Consider the following 22,126-nt stretch of genomic DNA (forward strand, 5'->3'; position numbering starts at 1 on the left):
ATTTCCTATGGGCTTACTAGCACTGGCCCTCTTCGGTGTGCGGCCGGATCTTGAGCTGGGCACGGTTCTTCGCGAACTGGGCCCGGTAGGCGGTGGCGGTCACCCCGAAGTGCGCCTTGAACCGCCTGGCGAAGTAGTTCTGGTCGGGCCAGCCGACCGACCGGCCGATCTGCGTCACCGGCTCGTCGGTGTCGAGCAGCAGCTCAGCGGCCTTCTCGACGCGATGCCGGGCCAGGTACGCCATCGGCGGCAACCCGGTCGACGACTTGAACAGCCGCACCAGGTACCCCGGCGTGAGGTGCAGTTCGTCCGCCAGCTCGGGGAGCGTCCAGGGGTGCGCCAGACGGTCCTCCAGTAAGCGCATCGCGCCGAGGACCGCCGCGTGGGTGGGACCGGACACCTCCCGCACGAACGCCGCCCGGGCCACCACGCTGAGCGAGAGCGTCAGCCGGGCGACCATGTCGCCCCGGTGGGTGAGGAACGACTCCGACCCCAGCTCGGCCAGTGCGTCCAGGTGTTCCATGGCCTGGACGAGAAGGCCGTCGGGCAGGGCCGTGCTCAGCACGCCGCGCCGCTGCGCCGCCATCGGGCCGGTCCGCAGCAGGTACCCCAGCCCCGGGTCGGCCTGAGCCCAGGCCAGCTCCCGGTTCAGCACGTCGGCGCCGAAACAGAGGTTATACAGGCGCAGGTCCCGGCACTCCTCGTACCCGTGCCACACGCCGGGCCGCAGCACCACCACGTCACCGCGGCGGATCGGCTCGCGCCCGGCCGGCGAGACGTGCAACGCCTCCCCGTCGAGGACGAACGCCAGCTCGAAAAAACTGTGGGTGTGCGTCTTCTGCGTCGTCGAGTGCAGATACCGGACCGCGTAGGTCTGGACGCCTTCGCGCAGGTAGAGCAGGCCCAGCTTGGACTCGCCCACCGGGTTCTCGCGCACGACCGGCACGGTACTCGCCACGAACCGGGAAGTTAATTTCGTGCTACCGCGGGCGCATCCAAGCCTATCGACGGCGCTGTGACGTAGCGCATGCTTCTGCCCCAAGAACGGCCGATGAAACGTTCCAATCGGCTCCCGGCGACACTGCTGTCCGCCCCCGGAGGTGAGTTCATGCCTGCGCGTACCCGCACCCGGCCCGCGCCAGAAGCGCCCGCCGCACCGAAACCGGCGCCGGCGCGCACCCGAAAGCGCCGGAGCACCATGTGGTTGTTCCTCGTCCCGGCGCTCGCGCTCTACGCGTTCGTCGTGCTCGTCCCGAGCGGGCGCGGCGCGATGCTCGCGTTCACCGACTGGGACGGGCTGAGCCCCGACCGCGCCTGGGTCGGCCTCGGAAACTTCACCGCGATCTTCGACGACGCCGACGCCCGGGCCGCGGTCGTCCAGACACTGCTCGTCGCGGTCTCGGTGACGATCATCCAGAACGGCGTCGGGTTGCTGCTCGCGCTCGGCGTCAACAGCCGGATCAAGAGCCGGAACGTCCTGCGGGTGTTCCTGTTCGCCCCGGCCGTGATGACTCCGGTCGTCACCGGCGCGCTCTGGAAGAACCTGCTGGCCCCGGACGGCGCGGTCAACTGGACGTTCGACGCGGTCGGCCTGAGCGGCCTCAAGCAGGACTGGCTCGGCGACCCGAACATCGCGCTCTGGTCGATCGTCGGCGTCGTCGTCTGGCAGTACGCCGGCTACTCGATGGTGATCTTCCTGGCCGGCCTGCAGGGCATCCCGCAGGACGTCCACGAGGCCGCCGAGGTCGACGGCGCCGGTCCGGTCCGCCGCTTCCGGTACGTGACCTTCCCGCTGCTCGCACCGGCCACGACGATCAACCTGATGCTGTCGATCATCGGCGGCCTGAAGCTCTTCGACCAGGTCTGGGTGATGACCGCCGGCGGTCCGGGCCACTCGACCGACACGCTCTCCACGCTGATCTACAAGGACGCGTTCCAGTTCGGCGAGTTCGCCTACAGCATCGCGCTCGCCATCGTGCTGACGATTTTCGTCGCGATCATCTCCAGCGGTCAGTACTGGCTGCTCCGCCGCCAGGAGGAGAGCACCCGATGAGGTCCTACACCTGGCGCAGCTTCCTGCTCGAGCTGGTGATGCTCGTGGTGACGGTCGCGTTCGCGTTCCCGCTCTACGTCCTGGTGAACCTGTCGTTGCGCGCACCGCACGACCCGTCGTCCGCGGCCCGCCTCACGATGTCCCCCACGCTCCAGAACTATTCGGACGCCTGGCAGCAGGCCGGTCTCGGCGGGGCGATCGCGAACAGCGCGCTGGTCACGATCGCCAGCGTCGTCGTCATCGTGATCGTCTCGTCGCTGGCGGCCTACCCGCTGGCCCGGGTGACCGCGGCCTGGTCGCGGGCCACGTTCCTGCTGATCATGCTCGGGCTGCTGCTGCCGTTCCAGCTCGCGTTGCTGCCGCTGTACCAGACCGTCCGCGACCTGCACCTGCTCGGGACGCCGTGGGCGCTGGTGCTGTTCTACAGCGGTCTGCAGGTGCCGTTCGCGACGTTCCTGTACGTCGGGTTCCTGCGCGCGCTGCCCCGCGACTACGAGGAAGCCGCGCTGCTCGACGGCTGCACGCCGTTCCAGGCGTTCCGCAGCGTCGTGTTCCCGCTGCTGCGACCGATCACCGGCACGGTCGTGATCCTCAACGCGGTGCTGGTCTGGAACGACTTCCTGACCCCGCTGCTCTACCTGAGCGGCAGCACCCAGCAGACGATCCCGGTCGCGATCTTCGGCTTCCTGGGCCAGTACGTCTCGCAGTGGGAGTTGGTGTTCGCCGGCCTGGTCATCGGGTCGCTGCCGATCCTCTTCGTCTATTTCGCCATGCAACGCCACATCATCAAGGGCTTCGCCGGAGGGCTGAAGGGTTGAACATGCTGACCCCGTACGCACTGAGTACTGACGGCCGTGCGACGCCGCTGGGCATCGACGAGACGACGCCGTTACTGTCCTGGCGCCTGGCGTCCGGCCGGAACGGCGACGTGCAGACCGCGTACCGCATCCAGGTCACCGAAGACGGCCTCCCGCGCTGGGACACCGGCCGGGTCTTTTCGTCCGAGAACGCGAACATCGCCTGGGACGGACCGGCGCTGAGGTCCGGCACCCGCTACCACTGGCGGGTCACGGTCTGGAACGCCGACGGCGAGGAGTCCGGCGGCGCCGACTCCTGGTTCGAGACCGCGCTGCTGCACCCCGACGAGTGGGCGGGCGTCTGGATCGACCGGAACCCGGACGTGCACCCACCGTTCGACCCGCCGGTGGTCGACGACCTCACCGACCGGACCCGGCACCTGCCTGCCGTCCCGCACCTGCGCCGCTCGTTCACGGTCTCGGAGGCACCGACGAGGGCCCGGCTCTACGCCACCGCGCGGGGCGTCTACGAGGCCTCCCTCAACGGAACGAAGATCGGCGACCGCGAGCTCGCCCCCGGCTGGACCGAGTACGCGACGCGGATCCTTTACCAGACCTACGACGTCACCGACCTGCTCACCGCGGGCGAGAACGTCCTCGGCGCGGTCGTCGCCGACGGCTGGTGGTCGGGGTTCGTCGGCTTCGACAGCCGGCACCAGGCCCAGCACTACGGCGACGCACCGCAGTTCCTGGCCCAGCTCGTGCTCGAGTTCGCCGACGGCTCGACCCGGACGATCGCCACCGACGCCGGCTGGGTCGAGCATCCGGGCGCGATCCGTTACGCGGACCTGCTGATGGGCCAGTACGAGGACGCGTCCCGGGCCCTCTCCGGCTGGGACACCCCCGGCTACGACGCGAGCGGATGGCTCCCGGTCCGGGTCCACGGACGTCCCGACAACCTCGTCGCCGAGCCCGACGAGCCGATCCGCGTCACCGAGGAGCTGCACCCGGTCTCGATCACCACGCTCGGCGACGGACGGCACCTGGTGGACTTCGGCCAGAACATGGTCGGCCGGGTCCGGCTCACGATCCGCGGAGCGAAGACCGGGCAGCGGATCCGGCTGCGCCACGCCGAGGTGCTCGAGGGCGGCGAGCTCTACCTGGCGAACCTCCGCACGGCCGAGGCGACCGACGTCTACCTGGCGGCCGGCGGCGCGACCGAGGTGTTCGAGCCCCGGTTCACGTTCCACGGGTTCCGGTACGTCGAGGTCGTCGGCTATCCCGGGCTCCTGCACGCCCAGGACGTCGTCGGGAGGGTCCTGCACAGCGACACCCCGTTCACCGGCACGTTCGAGTGCGACGACGAGACCGTGAACCGGCTGGTCGGCAATATTCGCTGGGGCCAGCGCGGCAACTGGGTCTCGGTGCCGACCGACTGCCCGCAGCGCGACGAGCGGCTCGGCTGGCTCGCCGACGCGCAGATCTTCGCGCCGACCGCGATGCGGAACGCGGACGTGCAGGCGTTCTTCGCCCGCTGGCTCGCGGACGTGCGGGCGGCGGCCACGTCCGAAGGGGCGTTCCCGGACATCGCCCCGAAGGTCGCCATGCTCACCGAAGGGGCTCCGGCCTGGGGCGACGGCGGGGTGATCCTCCCGTGGCTGCTCTACCAGGTCTATGGCGACCTGCGGACGCTCGAGCGCTCGTACGACTCGATGACCGCCTGGGTCGATCACGTCCACCGCCACAACCCCGACCTGATCTGGCGCCACCGGGCCGGTAACAACTACGGCGACTGGTTGCAGGTGGACGCGGAAACGCCGCGAGAGCTCCTGGCTACCGCGTATTTCGCACGGAGCGCAGCGCTGATTGCCCGCGCGGCACGCGTCATCAAGAAGGACCCGACACCGTACGAGGAGCTGCACGCGCGGATCAAGGACGCGTTCAACGAAGCGTTCGTCGAAGACGACGGCCGGGTCGTGGGTGACACCCAGACGGGTTACCTCCTCGCGCTCGCGTTCGACCTCCTGCCGGAGCACCTGATCGAGTCGGCGGCGGCGCGGCTGGCCGACGACGTGGAGAAGCGGGACACCCACCTGACCACGGGTTTCGTCGGAGTCGCGCTGCTCTGCCCGACGCTGGCCGAGCACGGGCGGGCCGACCTGGCCTACGGGTTGCTGCACCAGGACACCTATCCGTCCTGGGGGTACTCGATCGTGCACGGCGCCACCACGATCTGGGAGCGCTGGGACGGCTGGACCGCCGACCGGGGCTTCCAGGCGGCGCAGATGAACTCGTTCAACCACTACAGCCTCGGGTCGATCGGCGAGTGGCTCTACGGCGGCGTGGCCGGCATCGGCCAGGCGCCGACGTCCGCCGGCTACCGGAACCTGGTGCTGCGCCCCACCGTGGGTGGCCGCCTCGGGTTCGCCAGGGCCACCCAGGAGACCGTTCGCGGACGGATCGCCTCGGGCTGGCGCCTGGCCGGCGGCGAGGTCGTCGTCGACGTCGAGATCCCACCGGGCTCGACCGCGGACCTGCTGATCCCGACGGCGGACCCGGCGTCGGTCCGGGCGGCCGAGGGTGCGGACGGCGTGACCGGCCCGGCCATCCGCGACAGCGAGCCGACGGCGGGCGGTCTGCTCGTCCGGCTCGGCTCCGGAACGTACCGCTTCACCGCTCAACCCCCCACCCCCAGCAGGAAGGGACACTGATGTCCACCAGAAAGCGCTTCCTAGCGACCGTCGTCGTCGCGGCGAGCGTGGCGCTCACCGCGGCCTGCGCGGGCGGCACGAACGCGGCCGGCGACAACGGCGACGACGGCAACGGCGGCACGATCAAGCTCTCGTCGGTCGCCAGCGACAAGGTCGGCGCCGAGGCTCTGATCGCCGCGTTCAGGAAGACCCACCCGGACGCGAACTTCACCACGTCGTACGCCGACACCGACCAGTACCAGGGGACGCTGCGCACCCAGCTGGCCAGCGGTACCGCGCCGGACGTGTTCTTCGCCTGGCCGGGCAACGGCAACCCGGGCGCGATCGAGGTGCTCGCGCCGACCGGTTACCTGATGGATCTGTCCGACCGCCCCTGGGTCAAGGACATCCCGAGCGGCATCAAGCCGGTCACGGTCGTCGACGGCAAGACCTACGTCGTTCCGGAGACGTTCGCCGGGATCGGCGCCCTCTACAACAAGAAGGCGATGACCGACATCGGCGGCCAGGAGCCGACGACCTACACCGGGATGCTGGCGCTCTGCGACACCGCCAAGGCCAAGGGCAAGGTGCTGTTCGCGCTGGGCAACCAGACGAACTGGGTCACCCAGCTCGCCGACTACGCGCTGGCCTCGACGCTCGTCTACGGCAAGACGCCGGACTTCGCACAGCAGATGACCGACGGCAAGACGACGTTCGCCAAGTCCGAATGGAAGGCGACGCTCGACAAGTACCTCGAGATGAACAAGCGCGGCTGCTTCTCGGCCAACCCGCTGGGTACCTCGGTGGAGAACGCGATCTCGCAGGTCGCCGGCGGCAAGGCGGTCGGCATGATCTACGTGACCTCGGGCTTGAACCAGCTGCAGTCCGAGGCGCCGAAGGGCACCGAGTTCGGGATGTTCGCGGTGCCTGCCACCGACAACGCGTCCGACACCCAGCTTCCCGGCGCGGCCGGTGGTTCCTACGCGGTGAACGCGAAGACCAAGAACAAGAAGCTGGCGCTGGAATTCATCGACTTCCTGGGGACTCCGGAGGCGATCAACGCGTACGCGACCGCGACCGGGAACCTGCCGGGTATTCCGAACGACCAGTTCAAGGTCGACCCGGCTCTGCAACCGTTGCTCGACGCCCAGAAGGCGGGCAAGACGGTTCCGTTCATGGACCAGCTCTGGCCGAACCCGAAGGTGCAGAACGTCCACTTCGCGGCCATCCAGGACATGTTCGCCGGTAAGACTTCACCGGACCAGGTCCTGACGCGCATGGACGAGGCCTACAAGGCTGGCTGAGTTGTGGCTGGGCGGGGCGGCCCTGGTGAGGGTCGTCCCGCCGGGTCAGTTGGTGGTGAGCCCGAGTGCCCACCGCATACGATCGGCGGCGATTTCCGGATGTTCTCCGTACTCCGCCGCGAGCCAGCAGGCGCAGCCGGACGGGCCGCCGAATTCCCGCAGGCTGTCATCGATCGCAGCTTCCACTTCCTCCGGGCTGGGGTGCTCGGAGGGTTGCAGCGGACTGACGAACAGCGCCTCGGCCGCCACAGCAAGCGACATCTAAATCACTTCCTTCCTTCCACCTCAACTGTATGACTATCGACACACCTGGCGCTAACCGGTGGACAATTCAGGTTGCAAGCCACTCATTACTACCTTAATGTGGACGAAACAACGGCTCTAACTCGCGTGACGATCGCATCCGATTCGGCGGCTAAGCTGCCCCCGTGACGGGACCCGCGCAGTTCCCTCAGTTCCCCTCCGACTTCGTGTGGGGAGTAGCCACCGCCTCGTACCAGATCGAGGGCGCGGTAGCCGAGGACGGGCGCGGTCCGTCGGTGTGGGACACGTTCAGCCACACGCCGGGGAAGACCCACAACGGTGACACCGGCGACGTCGCGGACGACCACTACCACCGCTATCTCGACGACTTCAATCTGATGGCCGGTCTGGGCGTCGGCGCCTACCGGTTCTCGATCGCCTGGCCCCGGATCCAGCCGACGGGCGAGGGTCCGGCCAACCCGCTCGGTCTCGATTTTTACGACCGCCTGGTCGACACGATGCTCGCCCGCGGCATCAGCCCGGCGGCGACGCTCTACCACTGGGACCTCCCGCAGGCGCTGGAAGACCGCGGCGGCTGGATGCAGCGGGACATCCCCCAACGGTTCGCCGAGTACGCGGCGGTCGTCGCCGAGCGCCTGGGCGACCGGGTCAGCTACTGGATCACGCTCAACGAACCGTTCGTCGTGACCGCGTTCGGCTACGCGCTCGGCACCCACGCACCGGGGCACCGGCTGCTCGCGGGTGCGTTCCCGGTCGCGCACCACCAGCTGCTGGGGCACGGGCTGGCGGTGTCGGCGTTGAAGAGCGCGAGCGTGGCCGGCCAGATCGGCATCACGAACGCGATGGCGCCGGTACACCCGGCCTCGTCCGACCGGGCCGACGTCACCGCGGCCGCGGTTCTGGACCTGCTGCACAACCAGACCTACGGCGATCCGTTGTTCGCCGGCCGGTATCCCGACGAGTTGGCCGCCATCTACCGGGGCGCCGACCTCTCGGTGATCCGCGACGGCGACCTGGCGCTGATCTCGACGCCGCTGGACTTCCTCGGGGTGAACTTCTACAACCCGCACCGCGTGCAGGCCGGCGGTCCGGAGCAGCTGGGCACCGAGATCGTCGAGTACCCCGGGGTCCCGACCACCGCGATGGGCTGGCCGGTGGTGCCGGAGGCGTTCACCGAGCTGCTGACCGACCTGGTGGCGCGGTACGGACCCGCGCTGCCGCCGGTCTACATCACCGAGAACGGCGCCGCCTACGACGACCGGCCGGACGCGGACGGCCGGGTCCAGGACGACGACCGGATCGCGTACCTGGACGCACACCTGCGGGCGGTGCACGCGGCGATGGCCGCCGGGGTCGACGTCCGGGGGTACTTCTGCTGGTCGTTCCTCGACAACTTCGAGTGGGCCGAGGGCTACGACAAGCGATTCGGGCTCGTCCGCGTCGACTACGACACGCTGAAGCGGACGCCCAAGGCGTCGTACGACTGGTACCGCTCGGTGATCGCTAAGTCTTCCGGCGGTGCGCTCTGAGGTAGGCGTGCAGGTCCTCGTAGCTGCCCTCGGAGGGCCCGGCGGCGGCACGAGCGAGGTCCAGCCAGACCCCTACGCTCGGCCGCACCCGGCGGGCCGCCGCGGTGAGATCCGCTTCCTCGATCGGACGCGCCTGACCGGCCCGCAGCGAGTCCGACAACGCCGAGTCGACCGCCGACTCCACGACCCGCCTCAGATCGGCCGCCGAGTATCCGGCGGTGGCCTCGGCGATGTCGCCGAGATCGAAGTCGGCAACCAACCGGTTCCGCAGCTGGTACCGCAGGATCGCGCTGCGCGCCGAGACGTCCGGTGGCGCGACCAGCACCATCCGGTCGAGCCGCCCGGCGCGGCGCAGGGCCGGATCGAGGTCCCACGGGCGGCTGGTGGACGCCACGACGAACACCCCCGAGTCGGCCCGGGCCAGCGAGTCGAGCTCGAACAGCAGCTGGTTGACGACCGTCCGCAGCGGGCTGGGGTTCTGCAGCCGCGACCGCTTCGGCCCGATCGCGTCGACCTCGTCGAGGAACAACACGCACGGGGCGCTGCGCCGCGCGGTCGAGAACACCGCACGCAGGCGTCGCTCGGCGGCCGAGCTCGACGCCATCAGCGCCGCGGTGGGCGTCGGCCGGTCGAGCACGTCGGCCCGCCCGATGCGGTAGAAGTTCGCCCGGAGCTCGCCGGCGATCGCGCGGGCCAGGAACGCCTTGCCGCAGCCGGCCGGCCCGTAGAGCAGCACGCCGCCGGTCGTCCGCATGCCGAACGCGCGGGCGAACGCCGGGTTGCGCACCGGTGCGATGGCCCGCTCGATCCGCTCCTTCGCGTCGATCGCACCGGCGACGTCGGCCAGCGTCAGGTCGGTGACGACCACCCCGTCGACGTCACCGGGGCCGACCGGGTCGGGCAGCCCGTCGGGGACCTGGTCGGTCTGCGGTAAGTCTTGGACCTGGGCCTCGGCGGCGTCCCAATCGAAGCCGGAGCGACCGACCATCGCGGGGTCGGCGCTGGGCCGGTCGGCGGCGATCCGGCTGCCCGGACGCGCGGCGCCGAGCTCGGCGGACGCGCGGCGCAGCAGCGCGATCGCTTCCTCGTTGGCCGGGTCGGAGCGGAGCACTGTGGAACAGTGCTCGAGGGCCTCGGCGGCGCGCCCACGGTCCAGCAGCAGGCCGGCGACGTGCAGCCGTAACGGGACGTCGTTCGACGCGGCCGTAACCGCAGCGAGCAAACTAGCCAGGAGCGGATCGTCCTCCGACCGGGGCGTCACCCCCGCACCCTACCGTTTCTTGGTGGGCGGCCCGGTCAGACCTTGTCGGTTTTGTCAGAGGGTGAGGATCAGGGCCGTTGCTATGGCGGCCAGGCCTTCGCCGCGGCCGGTGAAGCCCAGGCCGTCGGTGGTGGTCGCGGAGATCGAGACCGGCGCGCCCAGCACGGTGCCGAGCGTGCCTTCGGCTTCCGCCCGTCGCGGGCCGATCTGGGGCGAGACGCCGACGAGCTGGATCGCGACGTTCCCGACCAGGAATCCCGCCTGCCGGACGCGCCGCGAGGTCTCGGCCAGCAGCGTGACGCCGGACGCACCCGCCCACTCCGGACGATCGGTTCCGTAGTTGCTGCCCAGGTCTCCGAGGCCGGCCGCGGACAGCAGCGCGTCGCAGGCCGCGTGGGCCGCGACGTCGCCGTCGGAATGGCCGACGAGTCCGGGCCGGCCGGGCCACTGCAACCCGGCGACCCAGCACTCGCGGCTCTCGTCGTAGGCGTGTACGTCGGTGCCGATGCCCACCCGCGGTAGACGCGGGGCCGGGTCACCGACGAGCAACGGCGCGCCCGCAGGCGCGGGGCTGATCGGGGCCGGACTGATCGGGACCGGCATGAGGGGGGCCGGGCTGATCGGGGCGGGCAGATCGGCGCCGAGCTCGGGAATCTCCTCGGGTGTCGTCGTCACACCCGAGAGCCTGCCATGGCGCTCTCCGAGGCGAGCACGGCGGACGCCACGACCAGATCGAACGGGCGGGTGACTTTCAGCGCGTTCGGGTGCCCCGGCACGGTGTGTACCGGCAGCCCGAGCCGCTCGACCAGCCCGGCGTCGTCGGTGAGGGAGTCGTCGCAGGCGGCATGCGCCTCGGCCAGTACCGCCCGGGCGAAGCCCTGGGGCGTCTGCACGAGCCGCAGCAGCTCGCGGTCGACAGTGGAGGAGACGACGCCGTCCGGACCCAGCTGCCGCACCGTGTCGACGACCGGCAGCACCGGGACGACGGCCGGGTGCCCGGCGCGGACCGCGGCGGCGACGGCGTCGGCGAGTTCGGGCGGCGCGAGCGCCCTGGCCGCGTCGTGGACGAGCACGACGTCGCAGTGGCCGGGGGCCGCGGCCAGTGCGGCGGCGACCGAGGCCTGACGCGTACCGCCACCCTCGACGACCAGCAGCTCGGCGGTGGTGATCACCGGCGCGAGCAGGTCGTGGACCAGGTCGGCCGCTCCCGGCGGTGCGGCCACGACGACCGCGGCGACACTGCGTGCGGCGGCCAGGCGCCGCACCGCGTGCACGACCAGCGGTTCGCCGCCGAGGTGGCGGAGGGATTTCGGGGCCCCCGGACCAAGACGCTCGCCCCGGCCTGCGGCCGGGACGAGCGCTACGGTGTCCTGCGGGGTGTCCGACCTGGACACCATCAAATCAAGAGGCCAGGACCTTGTCGAGCAGCAGCTCGGCGTCGTCCTTACCGGTGCCCTCGGCGAGGGCGAGTTCGCCGACGAGGATGTCACGGGCCTTCGCGAGCATGCGCTTCTCGCCGGCGGAGAGCCCACGCTCCTTGTCGCGCCGCCACAGGTCGCGGACGACCTCGGCCACCTTGTTCACGTCGCCGGAGGCGAGCTTCTCGAGGTTGGCCTTGTAGCGACGGGACCAGTTGGTCGGCTCTTCGGTGTGGGGAGCGCGGAGAACCTGGAAGACCTTGTCCAGACCCTCCTCGCCCACCACCTCACGGACGCCTACGATTTCAGCGTTCTCAGCCGGGACGCGCACAGTGAGGTCACCCTGGGCGACCTTCAGGACGAGGTACTGCTTTTCGACACCCTTGATGACCCGGGTTTCGATGGCCTCAATGAGAGCGGCCCCGTGGTGGGGGTAGACAACGGTCTCGCCGACGGTGAAAGTCATGAGTCGGAAACCCCTTTCGCTGTGTCAAGGATAACACGGCGTCACGGTGTTCGGGCCTGGTCCAGGCCACCGAAACCGCAGGTCAGGGGACGTGACAAAACTCTTGGAAGCTTGACACGCGAGACCGGTTTCTGATCGGTCCGCTGGTCATCGCCGGTCGCCGGGCCCCTCACAAAGGACGGTACGGCGGCTCGGTGGGCCCACGATGTGAGATCGGCCGCAACGCCCTCGACCTCGATGAAGTCCCTGGTGAGCGTAGGGGTGAAACCCCTGACCCGGCCCCCTGCCTACGGATTCCGAAGGGCGAGCGCAGCGAATACGTGAATCATCCCTCGTCGACCGACGCAGGCCCGACGCGCACGGGATCGAATGATTTCTCCACTGTTTTGGGACTGAGGTGGCGCGCTGTCGATCGGTCGGTCACAGTAGGGCGAGAGCGTGGTGGAGGCGCCGATGAGCCGCCGACCTGACAGTGACGAACCGGCCAGCGATGGCGCTGGTCGCGACGGTGAGATCCGGGGGCTACCGCCGGAGTGGGGCACGATCGTCGTCCCCGACGACCTTCGCGACCTGTCCGACGAGGTGGAGTCGGTACGCGCCGAAATCGCAGCTGAGAGACGTGTCAGGCGTCGGCGGCGGTGGTTGCGTCCGGGGCTGTCCGGGCCACTGTTCGCCCTGATCCTGTTCCTGGTGGCCGCGATCGGCAGCCTGATGGTGATCGTGCTGCCGAAGCCGAGCCGCCCGCCGCGTCGCGAGCCGCTGGCCAGCCCGAGCGTCGCGGTCGGGGTCGCGGGCGGCCTGGTACCCGCGCTGTCGCTCTCCGGCGACGGGGGGATGACGTCATCGCTGCGTGAGTTCCGCCCGGCCGTCCTACTCATCTCGCCGGCCGGGTGCACCACGTGTTCCGTAGTTCGGAATCGACTGGTGACCGCGACCGACGAGACCCAGCTGACCGTGATCTGGGTCACTGAGAGTAGCCAAGCGATTACCCGACTACCGGGGCTGGCGGCCAACCGGCTCGTCTCGCTGGCCGACCCGACGGCGATGGCGCGGACCGCGATCGCCGGGGTCTCGGCCACCGGCCCGACCGCGGTCCTGATCCGTACCGACGGCAGAATCCGGCGGATCGTGCCGAACGTCACCGACCCGGCCACGTTGCGGCCGGAGCTGGCTGCGTTGACGATCCGCTGAGTGAGGCTCATCCCCGCTCTGCTGCGTTCGTGTCACCCGGAACCGACGCTCGCGGTGACCGCGGGCGTCACCGCGCTGGCGGCCGCCTCCGGCCGGCCGCTGCCCGGCCTGGTGGCGGTCGCCGCGGCCGTGCTGGCCGGTCAGCTCACCACCGGCTGGCACAACGACTGGTTGGACGCCGAGCGGGACGCCGCCGTCGGGCGGACCGGTAAGCCGGTGGCCGCCGGAGCGGTGTCCCGTTCGCTCGTCGGGCGGGCGGCGCTGATCGCCGGCGTGTCGTGCGTCCCGCTCTCGTTCCTCTCCGGCTGGCGAGCGGGGCTGGTGCACCTGGCCGCGGTCGGCTGCGCGCTGGCCTACAACGTCCGCCTGAAAGCGACGCCGTTCTCCGCCCTGCCGTACGCGCTGGCGTTCGCGGCCGCACCCGCGTTCGTCACGCTCGGCCTGCCCGGCTCGCCGTGGCCGCCGCCCTGGCTCCTGCTCGCCGGTGCCGCCCTGGGCACCGGGGCGCACTTCGCGAACGTCCTCGCCGACCTGGAGGACGACGCGGCGACCGGTATTTCCGGGCTGCCGCACCGGCTGGGCCGGCGGGCGTCGGAGGTGATCGCGGCAGCGCTGCTCGGGCTGGTGGCGGTTCTGCTGACGTTCGGGCCGCCCGGAGCTCCGGGGCCGCTCGCCTGGGGCCTTCTGGCCGCGAGCGCGGTGGTGCTGGCCGTGGGCGCGCTGCTCGGGCGCCATCCGGGATCGCGGGCGCTGTTCCGGGCCGTGCTCGTCGCGGCCGGCGCCGACGTCTGCCTGCTGCTGCTCAGCGGGTCGTCGCTGGGGGCATGACCTGGGGTTTCGGGGTAGTCGGCAGGTTGCTTCGCGCGGCACGCCGACCCGATGCACGGGCCTGATCCGGCCAGACACTACGCTATGCCGGTCTACACATCGTAGATACCCGAGGTGTGCACACGAGAGGAAGCCGCCGTGAGCCGCTCGACCACTCGGTCAGCCGGAATTCCGAGGCGGCGCGGCCGCCGGGCCGCGACCCTGATCACGCTTGGCCTCGTCGGCGCCGCCGCGCTCACCGGGTGCAGCGCCGGCCAGGTCGCCGAGACGGCGATGAAGGTTCCGGCCATCCAGGGCGTCGACGCGCACGTCGGCGACCTCGTGGTCCGGGACGCGATGATCGCGTTCCCGGCCGAGGGCGTCACCTGGCCCTCGGGCAGCGACGTGCCGCTGACGATGCGCCTGGTCAACAACGGTGCCACGGCCGATCGCCTGGTTTCGGCGTCGAGCGACCTGACCCGGTCGGTGCAGCTCCGGGTCGTGGCCGAGGGTGGTCAGGCCTCCGAGGAGCCGAGCGCTCCGGCGTCCGAGACCGGGTCGCCGTCGGCAGGCGGCACGATCCCGGCCGGTGCCACGAACACCCCGTCCGGCGCGGTCGAGACCGGCACCCCGGCCCCGACGCTCAGCAACGGTCAGCCCAGCCCGGCCCCGTCGCGCGGCACGCCCTCTCCGGTGGTCGTCTCCCCGGTGCCGACGGCGAGCCCGGGCACCACGCTTCCGCTGGAGCTCCCGGCCGGGAAGTTCGTCGCGCTCGACGCGCCCGGCCCGCAGCTGGTCATGGTGTCGACCGGCAGCCGGCTCGACACGGCCATGATGATCACGGTGACGCTGAAGTTCGAGCGGGCCGGTGCGATCACGCTCGAACTGCCGTTCGCGCCTCCCGGCACGCCGCTTCCCCGCACCTCGCTGACCCATTCGGGCGACGAAGAGGGCGGGCACGAGTAGGCCCGGTCTTCGATGAACGCGGCCGGGGCTTCCCGGCCGCGTTTTTTTGTCGCATCCGGCCCGTAGGGTCTCGCGCATGCCACCCCGCACCGCTACCAAGAGCTCCCGTGAGCGGCCCGCGTACCGCTGCTCCGAGTGCGGCCTCACCGTTCCCAAGTGGGTCGGGCGGTGCCCCGAGTGCCAGGCCTGGGGCACGATCGACGAAGCAGGCGCCGGGCCGGTAGCGCTGCAGAAGGTCGGGCCGGGCCCGGTCACCGCGCCCGCCCGGCCGATCGGCGAGGTCGACGTCCGGGCCGCGAAGGCCCGCCCGACCGGGGTCGACGAGCTCGATCGGGTCCTGGGCGGCGGCCTGGTGCCGGGTGCCGTGCTGCTGCTGGCCGGCGAGCCCGGCGTCGGCAAGTCGACGCTGCTGCTGGAGGTCGCCCACCGGTACGCGGCGGCCGGCGGCCCTCCGGCGCTGGTGGTCACCGGGGAAGAGTCCGCGGCCCAGGTGCGGCTGCGTGCCGACCGCACCGACCGGCTGCACCCCGCGCTCTACCTGGCCGCCGAAACCGACCTCTCCGCGGTGCTGGGCCACGTCGAGGCGGTCTCCCCCGGCCTGCTCGTCGTCGATTCCGTGCAGACGATCTCGTCGCCCGCGCTCGACAGTGCGCCCGGCAGCGTCACCCAGGTCCGGGCGGTCACCTCGGCGCTGATCGCGTCGGCGAAAGCACGCAACCTGGCGACGATCCTCGTCGGCCACGTGACGAAAGACGGCAACGTCGCTGGCCCGCGGGTGCTCGAGCACCTGGTCGACGTCGTGCTGCACTTCGAGGGCGAGCGGCACTCCACGTTGCGGCTCGTCCGCGCGGTGAAGAACCGGTACGGCCCGTCCGACGAGGTGGGCTGTTTCGAGATGCACGACCGGGGCATCCGCGGCCTGGCCGATCCGTCCGGGCTGTTCCTCACCCGGCACAGCGAGGCGGTGCCGGGTACCTGCGTCTCGGTGCTCGTCGAGGGCGTCCGGCCGATGCTGGCCGAGGTGCAGGCGCTGGTGGCGCCTACTCCTCTGCCCACGCCGCGGCGGGCGGTCAGCGGGCTCGACTCGGCCCGGGTGGCGATGATCCTGGCGGTGACCGACCGGCGCGGCCGGGTCCGCCTGGCCGAGAAAGACGTCTACACCGCGACGGTCGGCGGCGCGAAGGTCACCGAGCCGGGTTGTGACCTGGCGATCGCGCTGGCGGTGGCGTCCGCGGCGAGCGACGAAGCGCTATCGCCCGATCTGGTGGCGATCGGCGAACTCGGGCTCTCCGGCGACGTCCGGCGGGTGGGCGGGGTCGAGCGCCGGCTGGCCGAGGCCGCCCGGCTGGGGTTCAAACAGGCGCTGGTACCGGCAGGCTCGATCGAACGGAAGCCGGCCGGCATGCGGGTGACCGAGGTCGATGACATCCGCACCGCTTTGGGGCACGCGTTCAGCGCGACGATGCGTAGCCTGTCCTGACGTATCGTCCTTGCCCCGAACGGGCATCCTGGGCGGTGGGGAGGGGCAGTGAGCGGCATCTGTCGGCACCCCGACACGGCGCCGCCAGCAGGCCCACACCGCGAAGAGCGGTGTGGCCGCCGTAGACTGCCGGAGAATCAGATGCCTGGAGGTACTGCCGTGGTCGGGACGGAGCGCGAGGAGCAGCTCCGGCAGACGCTCGCCCGGATCGCGCCCGGCACCGAGTTGCGAGACGGCCTCGACCGGATCCTGCGCGGCCACACCGGGGCCCTGATCGTCTTCGGGCACGACAAGACCGTCGACGCGATCTCCACCGGCGGCTTTCCGCTCGACGTCGAGTTCACTCCCACCGGCCTGCGCGAACTGGCGAAAATGGACGGTGCGCTGGTGCTGTCCACCGACGGTTCGCGGATCCTCCGGGCGGCCGTGCACCTGATGCCCGATCCGTCGATACCGGCGGTGGAGTCGGGCACCCGGCACCGCACCGCCGAGCGGGTGTCGCGCCAGACCGGGTTCCCGGTCATCTCGGTCAGCCAGTCGATGCGCATCATCGGCCTCTACGTCAACGGCCTGCGCTACGTGCTCGACGAGACGTCCTCGATCCTCTCCAAGGCCAACCAGGCGCTGGCCACGCTGGAGCGTTACAAGCTCCGGCTCGACGAGGTCTCCGGCACGCTCTCGGCGCTGGAGATCGAAGACCTGGTCACGGTCCGCGACGCGATGTCGGTGACGCAACGGCTCGAGATGGTCCGCCGCATCTCCGACGAGATCGCCGGTTACGTGATCGAGCTCGGCACCGACGGCCGTCTGCTCAAGCTCCAGCTCGACGAGCTGATGGCGGGCGTCGACGCCGACCGCGAGCTGGTGATCCGCGATTACCTGCCGGCCGGACGTCGGTCCCGGTCGGTGGAGGACGTGCTGGACGATCTCGATCGGCTGTCGGCGACCGAACTGCTCGACCTGACGCTGGTCGCCCGGGGCGTCGGCTACCCGGCCACCGCCGACGCGCTGGAGGGTGCGGTGAGCCCGCGGGGCTACCGGCTGCTGGCGAAGGTCCCGCGGCTGCCCGGTGCGGTCATCGACCGGCTCGTGGAGCACTTCGGCGGCCTGCAGAAGCTGCTGGGCGCCACGGTCGACGACCTGCGTGCCGTCGAGGGCGTCGGCGACGCCAGGGCCCGCTCCGTCCGCGAGGGTCTGTCCCGCCTCGCGGAGTCCTCGATCCTGGAACGCTACGTCTAGGGCCTGCTGAGACCCGTGTCGCCCGGGGCCACACGGCCCCGGTGTCGTCAGGGACCGACTGCCGTCAGGGACTGACGGCGAAGGACACGGCCTTGCTTTCCAGCGTGCCGAGGCGGGCCACCAGTTGGTACTGGCCCGGCTTCACCGGAGCGCCGGTGACGCAGTTCTTCGACGACGTCGTGCCGCCCCACTTGATGTAGTAGTTGAGCGTCTCGCCGGGCACGATCTTGCGCTCGACCTTCGCCGCCGACGCGTCCGCGCGGGAGCTGCAGTCGTCGGACGACCACACCTGGGTCGCCCCGGACATGATCTTCAGCTCCTGCTCGTCGGAGCCGACGTCCCGGCGGCACGCGGTCTGCGACGAGTTCTTCACGACCAGCCGCATCTGTGCGAACTCACCGATCCGGACCGCGCCGTCGGACGGCACGGCGGTCAGCGTCAGGGCCGAGTCTGGGCAGGAGGCCGCATCGGTCGTCGAGCCGCCGGCCGGCGCGGCGGGCGCGGACGTCGCCGAATCGGGCGACTCCTGGCTCGGGGCCGAGCCGGCGCCGGACTGACCCGGATCCGGCGAACTACCGCCGGCCGCGGGCGCAGCACTCGTCGGGTTCACGCCGGCGAGCTTCGCCTCGTCACCACCTGAACCGCGCGCGATCAGGCAGGACGCGAGCGCGAGCAGGACGATGAGCAGCGGGACGAAGATCAGCAGGCGGCGGCGCCAATAGACGCCGGAGGGGTGGGGTCCGACCGTCCAGTTCATGGTGGGGGAACCGTATCGCCCCGGGACCGGTGATGCGTGCAGGCGCGCCGCTGGTCTCAACCCGACGTGGAGACCTTCATCGCCCCCATGTCCAATTTGTCGGATTCTCGGTACGGTGCCGAATCTGGCACCATCAGGTGCGATGTCAACGCTCCCCTTCGTCGCGCACGTGCTCGACTGGTACGACGAGAACGCCCGCGACCTCCCGTGGCGCACCGACGACGCCAGCCCCTGGGGCGTCCTCGTCAGCGAGATCATGCTGCAGCAGACCCCGGTGTCACGGGTTCTCCCGGCCTGGGATGCCTGGCTGACGCGGTGGCCCACACCGGCCGCGATGGCCGCGGACGAGCCCGGTGAGGCCGTGCGCATGTGGGGCCGGCTCGGCTACCCGCGGCGGGCGCTGCGGCTGCACGAATGCGCGGTCGCGATCACGTCGCAGCACGGCGGTGAGCTGCCGACCGACCTGGACGCGTTGCTCGCGCTGCCGGGCGTCGGTGCGTACACGGCACGGGCGGTGGCCTCGTTCGCGTACCGGCAGCGGCACGCGGTCGTCGACACGAACGTGCGCCGGGTGCTGAGCCGTGTGGTCACCGGCGTCGCCGACTCCGCTCCGGGCTCGGCCGCCCGTGATCTGGCGCTGGCCGAGCCACTGGTGCCGGTCGACCCCGCGGTGGCGGCGCGATACGCGGTGGCGGTGATGGAGCTCGGGGCGCTGGTGTGCACGGCCCGTGCGCCCCGCTGTGCGGACTGTCCGGTCGTCGCGGACTGCGCCTGGTTCCGGGCCGGGAAACCCGCCTACGACGGGCCGGTACGGCGGGCACAGGGGTACGCGGGCACCGATCGCCAGGTCCGCGGGCGGCTGCTGGCCGTGCTACGCGACGCTTCTGGGCCGGTCCCGCAGTCCGCGCTGGACGTCGTCTGGCACGAGCCGGTCCAGCGGGCCAGGGCCTTGGACGGCCTGGTGACCGACGGTCTGGTCGACCCGCTCCCCGACGGCACCTTCGCCCTGCCCGGCGCTCGGGTCTGACGGGCCCGGACATGACGAGAGGCGGGTCCCGTCAGGGGCCCGCCTCTCGTTGTCGCGTGTGCCTTACTCGGCGGCCGTCTCGCCCGAGGCGATCTCGGCGGTCACCGCGTCGGGCAGCGGAGCCGGCTTGTCGGCGCCGCGGAACGTGAACTCGCCCTTGGTGCGGTCGGCCTCGTCCGTGTTGGTCACGTCGACGACGACGATCTGACCGGCGGTGAGCTCGCCGAACAGGATCTTCTCCGACAGCGTGTCCTCGATCTCGCGCTGGATCGTCCGGCGCAGCGGCCGAGCACCCAGCACCGGGTCGTAACCCTTCGCCGCCAGCAGCTTCTTCGCGCCGTCGGTGAGCTCGAGCCCCATGTCCTTGTTCTTCAGAGCCGTGTCCACCCGGTGGAGCATGAGGTCGACGATCTCGACGATCTCGTCCTCGGTGAGCTGGTGGAAGACGATCGTGTCGTCGATACGGTTGAGGAACTCCGGACGGAAGTGGTTCTTCAGCTCGTCCTGGACCTTGAGCTTCATGCGCTCGTAGTTGCTGGTCGTGTCGTTGCCGGCCTGGAAGCCGAGCGAAACCGCCTTGGCGATGTCGCGGGTACCCAGGTTCGAGGTCAGGATCAGCACCGTGTTCTTGAAGTCCACGATGCGGCCCTGGCCGTCGGTCAGACGACCGTCTTCCAGGATCTGCAGAAGCGTGTTGAAGACGTCCGGGTGAGCCTTCTCGACCTCGTCGAAGAGGACCACCGAGAACGGCTTGCGGCGCACCTTCTCGGTGAGCTGCCCACCCTCGTCGTAACCGACGTAGCCGGGAGGCGCACCGACGAGCCGGGACACCGTGTACCGGTCGTGGAACTCCGACATGTCGAGCTGGATCAGCGCGTCTTCGTCACCGAAGAGGAACTCGGCCAGCGCCTTCGAGAGCTCGGTCTTACCCACACCGGACGGGCCGGCGAAGATGAACGAACCACCGGGACGCTTCGGGTCCTTCAGGCCGGCCCGGGTACGCCGGATGGCCTGCGAGACCGCCTTGATCGCCTGCTCCTGGCCGACGACCCGCTTGTGCAGCTCGTCCTCCATGCGCAGCAGACGGCTGGTCTCTTCCTCGGTGAGCTTGAAGACCGGGATGCCCGTCCAGTTCGCCAGCACCTCGGCGATCTGCTCGTCGTCGACCTCGCTCACGACGTCGAGGTCACCGGCCTTCCACTCCTTCTCGCGCTGCGCCTTCTGGCCCAGCAGCTGCTTCTCCTTGTCGCGCAGAGAGGCGGCCTTCTCGAAGTCTTGCGCGTCGATCGCGCTTTCCTTCTCGCGCCGCACACCTGCGATGCGCTCGTCGAACTCGCGCAGGTCTGGCGGAGCGGTCATCCGCCGGATCCGCATCCGGGCGCCGGCCTCGTCGATCAGGTCGATCGCCTTGTCGGGCAGGAAGCGGTCGGAGATGTACCGGTCGGCCAGCGTCGCCGCGGCGACCAGAGCACCGTCGGTGATCGAGATGCGGTGGTGCGCCTCGTAGCGGTCACGCAGACCCTTGAGGATCTCGATCGTGTGCGCCAGCGAAGGCTCACCGACCTGGATCGGCTGGAACCGGCGCTCGAGAGCGGCGTCCTTCTCGACGTACTTGCGGTACTCGTCGAGCGTGGTGGCGCCGATCGTCTGCAGCTCGCCCCGGGCCAGCATCGGCTTCAGGATCGACGCGGCGTCGATCGCGCCCTCGGCGGCACCCGCACCCACCAAGGTGTGGATCTCGTCGATGAACAGGATGATGTCGCCCCGGGTGCGGATCTCCTTGAGGACCTTCTTCAGGCGCTCTTCGAAGTCGCCCCGGTAGCGCGACCCGGCGACCAGCGCACCGAGGTCGAGCGTGTAGAGCTGCTTGTCCTTCAGCGTCTCGGGCACCTCGCCCTTGACGATGGCCTGGGCCAGACCCTCGACGACGGCGGTCTTGCCGACGCCGGGCTCACCGATCAGTACCGGGTTGTTCTTGGTGCGGCGGGACAGCACCTGCATGACCCGCTCGATTTCCTTCTCCCGACCGATGACCGGGTCGAGCTTCTGCTCGCGCGCGGCCTGCGTCAGGTTGCGACCGAACTGGTCGAGGACGAGCGAGGTGGACGGCGTGCCTTCGGCCGGGGCACCGGAGCCGGCCGGCTCCTTGCCCTGGTAGCCCGAGAGCAGCTGGATCACCTGCTGACGAACCCGGTTGAGGTCCGCCCCCAGCTTCACCAGGACCTGGGCGGCCACGCCCTCACCCTCGCGAATGAGGCCGAGCAGGATGTGCTCGGTGCCGATGTAGTTGTGGCCAAGTTGCAGCGCCTCGCGGAGCGACAGCTCGAGCACTTTTTTGGCTCGCGGCGTGAACGGGATGTGCCCGCTCGGCGCCTGCTGTCCCTGCCCGATGATCTCCTCGACCTGCTGGCGAACACCCTCCAGCGAGATCCCCAGGGACTCGAGCGCCTTGGCCGCGACGCCCTCACCCTCGTGGATGAGGCCGAGCAGGATGTGCTCGGTGCCGATGTAGTTGTGGTTGAGCATCCGGGCTTCTTCTTGAGCCAGGACGACAACACGCCTCGCGCGGTCGGTAAACCTCTCGAACATCCCTCGTTGCTCCTCACGTGCCGGTGAGCACCGTGTGGTCGCGAGCACCTGATGGCGCCCGTCCCACCACTGTAGTCGGGTGATGACCTCCGGCCACCCGCCGTGGGGACCGGATCAGGACCCCTGCGAACTACGGTTCATACAACGGTGAGGCGGAACGAGCACTTCCGACCAGCTGTCCGCTGAGAGCGAACAACCGCCGCCGCTACCCGTACCTGCAGATTACGGACGCGACGCCCGGCACGTTCAGCGGGGTGGCACGTTCAGCGGGGTGGCACGTTCAGCGGG

Annotated in this window: 19 protein-coding genes; 11 read left to right on the forward strand and 8 right to left on the reverse strand. The window is 70.4% G+C overall.

The window, feature by feature from the left end; translation table 11 throughout:
* Window positions 1-16: 16 nt before the first annotated feature.
* A complete protein-coding gene (locus ACIBZJ_RS16970; RefSeq protein WP_395930408.1) occupies window positions 17-958 on the reverse strand; it encodes an AraC family transcriptional regulator in 942 nt (313 codons plus the stop codon).
* Window positions 959-1,198: 240 nt separating this feature from the next.
* Here ACIBZJ_RS16970 and ACIBZJ_RS16975 point away from each other — a divergent pair, with 240 nt between their 5' ends.
* From ACIBZJ_RS16975 to ACIBZJ_RS16990, 4 genes are read left to right on the forward strand one after another with little or no spacing between them, the layout of a single operon-like run.
* On the forward strand, window positions 1,199-2,053 hold the full coding sequence (locus tag ACIBZJ_RS16975) for a carbohydrate ABC transporter permease (protein WP_395930410.1): 855 nt from the start codon (window positions 1,199-1,201) through the stop codon (window positions 2,051-2,053).
* Window positions 2,050-2,871, forward strand: coding sequence for a carbohydrate ABC transporter permease (locus ACIBZJ_RS16980; RefSeq protein WP_395930412.1), 822 nt, complete (start codon window positions 2,050-2,052; stop codon window positions 2,869-2,871). Before ACIBZJ_RS16975 ends, ACIBZJ_RS16980 begins: the two co-directional genes overlap by 4 nt.
* Before the next feature lie 2 nt (window positions 2,872-2,873).
* Entirely contained in the window at window positions 2,874-5,561 is a 2,688-nt protein-coding gene (locus ACIBZJ_RS16985) for a family 78 glycoside hydrolase catalytic domain (RefSeq protein ID WP_395930414.1), read from the forward strand.
* A complete protein-coding gene (locus tag ACIBZJ_RS16990; protein ID WP_395930416.1) occupies window positions 5,561-6,844 on the forward strand; it encodes an ABC transporter substrate-binding protein in 1,284 nt (427 codons plus the stop codon). Before ACIBZJ_RS16985 ends, ACIBZJ_RS16990 begins: the two co-directional genes overlap by 1 nt.
* Window positions 6,845-6,889: 45 nt before the next feature.
* Here the strand turns inward: ACIBZJ_RS16990 and ACIBZJ_RS16995 are convergent, their stop codons facing one another.
* Window positions 6,890-7,105 (reverse strand): hypothetical protein, encoded by a 216-nt coding sequence (locus ACIBZJ_RS16995; RefSeq protein WP_395930418.1) that lies wholly within the window; start codon window positions 7,103-7,105, stop codon window positions 6,890-6,892.
* 167 nt (window positions 7,106-7,272) lie between these two features.
* Here ACIBZJ_RS16995 and ACIBZJ_RS17000 point away from each other — a divergent pair, with 167 nt between their 5' ends.
* Window positions 7,273-8,637: a GH1 family beta-glucosidase gene (locus ACIBZJ_RS17000; RefSeq protein WP_395930420.1), complete on the forward strand. Its 1,365-nt coding sequence runs from the start codon at window positions 7,273-7,275 to the stop codon at window positions 8,635-8,637.
* Here the strand turns inward: ACIBZJ_RS17000 and ACIBZJ_RS17005 are convergent.
* The 4 genes from ACIBZJ_RS17005 to ACIBZJ_RS17020 all read right to left on the reverse strand — a co-directional run bounded on the left by ACIBZJ_RS17005 (window position 8,612) and on the right by ACIBZJ_RS17020 (window position 11,782).
* Window positions 8,612-9,898 carry an AAA family ATPase gene (locus tag ACIBZJ_RS17005; protein WP_395930422.1) on the reverse strand — a complete coding sequence of 429 codons (1,287 nt, stop codon included), beginning with the start codon at window positions 9,896-9,898 and terminating at the stop codon, window positions 8,612-8,614. The two genes, ACIBZJ_RS17000 and ACIBZJ_RS17005, sit on opposite strands and share 26 nt — an antisense overlap.
* Window positions 9,899-9,952: 54 nt before the next feature.
* Entirely contained in the window at window positions 9,953-10,501 is a 549-nt protein-coding gene (gene ispF / locus ACIBZJ_RS17010; protein ID WP_395931230.1) for a 2-C-methyl-D-erythritol 2,4-cyclodiphosphate synthase, read from the reverse strand.
* Window positions 10,502-10,569: 68 nt separating this feature from the next.
* Window positions 10,570-11,295: a 2-C-methyl-D-erythritol 4-phosphate cytidylyltransferase gene (gene ispD, locus ACIBZJ_RS17015; protein WP_395930424.1), complete on the reverse strand. Its 726-nt coding sequence runs from the start codon at window positions 11,293-11,295 to the stop codon at window positions 10,570-10,572.
* A 4-nt stretch (window positions 11,296-11,299) separates the two neighbouring features.
* Window positions 11,300-11,782, reverse strand: a complete 483-nt coding sequence (locus ACIBZJ_RS17020; RefSeq protein WP_395930426.1) for a CarD family transcriptional regulator — start codon at window positions 11,780-11,782, stop codon at window positions 11,300-11,302.
* 453 nt (window positions 11,783-12,235) lie between these two features.
* Between ACIBZJ_RS17020 and ACIBZJ_RS17025 the strand changes: the two genes are divergently transcribed.
* From ACIBZJ_RS17025 to disA, 5 genes are all read left to right on the forward strand, one after another.
* A complete protein-coding gene (locus ACIBZJ_RS17025; RefSeq protein ID WP_395930428.1) occupies window positions 12,236-12,973 on the forward strand; it encodes a hypothetical protein in 738 nt (245 codons plus the stop codon).
* A complete protein-coding gene (locus tag ACIBZJ_RS17030; protein ID WP_395930430.1) occupies window positions 12,974-13,801 on the forward strand; it encodes a UbiA family prenyltransferase in 828 nt (275 codons plus the stop codon).
* Window positions 13,802-13,939: 138 nt separating this feature from the next.
* On the forward strand, window positions 13,940-14,746 hold the full coding sequence (locus ACIBZJ_RS17035; RefSeq protein ID WP_395930432.1) for a hypothetical protein: 807 nt from the start codon (window positions 13,940-13,942) through the stop codon (window positions 14,744-14,746).
* Window positions 14,747-14,822: 76 nt separating this feature from the next.
* Window positions 14,823-16,226, forward strand: coding sequence for a DNA repair protein RadA (gene radA / locus ACIBZJ_RS17040; RefSeq protein ID WP_395930434.1), 1,404 nt, complete (start codon window positions 14,823-14,825; stop codon window positions 16,224-16,226).
* 141 nt (window positions 16,227-16,367) lie between these two features.
* Window positions 16,368-17,465, forward strand: coding sequence for a DNA integrity scanning diadenylate cyclase DisA (gene disA / locus ACIBZJ_RS17045; RefSeq protein WP_395930436.1), 1,098 nt, complete (start codon window positions 16,368-16,370; stop codon window positions 17,463-17,465).
* Window positions 17,466-17,529: 64 nt separating this feature from the next.
* Here the strand turns inward: disA and ACIBZJ_RS17050 are convergent, their stop codons facing one another.
* The gene (locus ACIBZJ_RS17050; RefSeq protein ID WP_395930438.1) at window positions 17,530-18,222 is read right to left on the reverse strand and encodes a hypothetical protein; all 693 of its coding nucleotides are present in this window, start codon (window positions 18,220-18,222) and stop codon (window positions 17,530-17,532) included.
* 142 nt (window positions 18,223-18,364) lie between these two features.
* Between ACIBZJ_RS17050 and ACIBZJ_RS17055 the strand changes: the two genes are divergently transcribed.
* Window positions 18,365-19,249 carry an A/G-specific adenine glycosylase gene (locus ACIBZJ_RS17055; RefSeq protein ID WP_395930440.1) on the forward strand — a complete coding sequence of 295 codons (885 nt, stop codon included), beginning with the start codon at window positions 18,365-18,367 and terminating at the stop codon, window positions 19,247-19,249.
* Between the two features lie 63 nt (window positions 19,250-19,312).
* Here the strand turns inward: ACIBZJ_RS17055 and ACIBZJ_RS17060 are convergent, their stop codons facing one another.
* Window positions 19,313-21,838: an ATP-dependent Clp protease ATP-binding subunit gene (locus tag ACIBZJ_RS17060; protein WP_395930442.1), complete on the reverse strand. Its 2,526-nt coding sequence runs from the start codon at window positions 21,836-21,838 to the stop codon at window positions 19,313-19,315.
* Window positions 21,839-22,126 lie beyond the last annotated feature (288 nt).

It is taken from the genome of Cryptosporangium sp. NPDC051539 (genome assembly GCF_044454545.1).
Classification (GTDB): Bacteria; Actinomycetota; Actinomycetes; order Mycobacteriales; family Cryptosporangiaceae; genus Cryptosporangium.

What these genes read in the sequence shown, in the direction of transcription:
- ACIBZJ_RS16975 (WP_395930410.1), top strand. Translation starts at nt 1,199, where the DNA reads ATGTGGTTGTTCCTCGTCCCGGCGCTCGCGCTCTACGCGTTCGTCGTG.
- ACIBZJ_RS16980 (WP_395930412.1), top strand. Translation starts at nt 2,050, where the DNA reads ATGAGGTCCTACACCTGGCGCAGCTTCCTGCTCGAGCTGGTGATGCTC.
- ACIBZJ_RS16985 (WP_395930414.1), top strand. Translation starts at nt 2,874, where the DNA reads ATGCTGACCCCGTACGCACTGAGTACTGACGGCCGTGCGACGCCGCTG.
- ACIBZJ_RS16990 (WP_395930416.1), top strand. Translation starts at nt 5,561, where the DNA reads ATGTCCACCAGAAAGCGCTTCCTAGCGACCGTCGTCGTCGCGGCGAGC.
- ACIBZJ_RS16995 (WP_395930418.1), bottom strand. Translation starts at nt 7,105, where the DNA reads ATGTCGCTTGCTGTGGCGGCCGAGGCGCTGTTCGTCAGTCCGCTGCAA.
- ispF (WP_395931230.1), bottom strand. Translation starts at nt 10,501, where the DNA reads ATGCCGGTCCCGATCAGTCCGGCCCCGATCAGCCCCGCGCCTGCGGGC.
- ispD (WP_395930424.1), bottom strand. Translation starts at nt 11,295, where the DNA reads ATGGTGTCCAGGTCGGACACCCCGCAGGACACCGTAGCGCTCGTCCCG.
- ACIBZJ_RS17020 (WP_395930426.1), bottom strand. Translation starts at nt 11,782, where the DNA reads ATGACTTTCACCGTCGGCGAGACCGTTGTCTACCCCCACCACGGGGCC.
- ACIBZJ_RS17025 (WP_395930428.1), top strand. Translation starts at nt 12,236, where the DNA reads ATGAGCCGCCGACCTGACAGTGACGAACCGGCCAGCGATGGCGCTGGT.
- radA (WP_395930434.1), top strand. Translation starts at nt 14,823, where the DNA reads ATGCCACCCCGCACCGCTACCAAGAGCTCCCGTGAGCGGCCCGCGTAC.
- disA (WP_395930436.1), top strand. Translation starts at nt 16,368, where the DNA reads ATGCCTGGAGGTACTGCCGTGGTCGGGACGGAGCGCGAGGAGCAGCTC.
- ACIBZJ_RS17050 (WP_395930438.1), bottom strand. Translation starts at nt 18,222, where the DNA reads ATGAACTGGACGGTCGGACCCCACCCCTCCGGCGTCTATTGGCGCCGC.
- ACIBZJ_RS17055 (WP_395930440.1), top strand. Translation starts at nt 18,365, where the DNA reads ATGTCAACGCTCCCCTTCGTCGCGCACGTGCTCGACTGGTACGACGAG.
- ACIBZJ_RS17060 (WP_395930442.1), bottom strand. Translation starts at nt 21,838, where the DNA reads ATGTTCGAGAGGTTTACCGACCGCGCGAGGCGTGTTGTCGTCCTGGCT.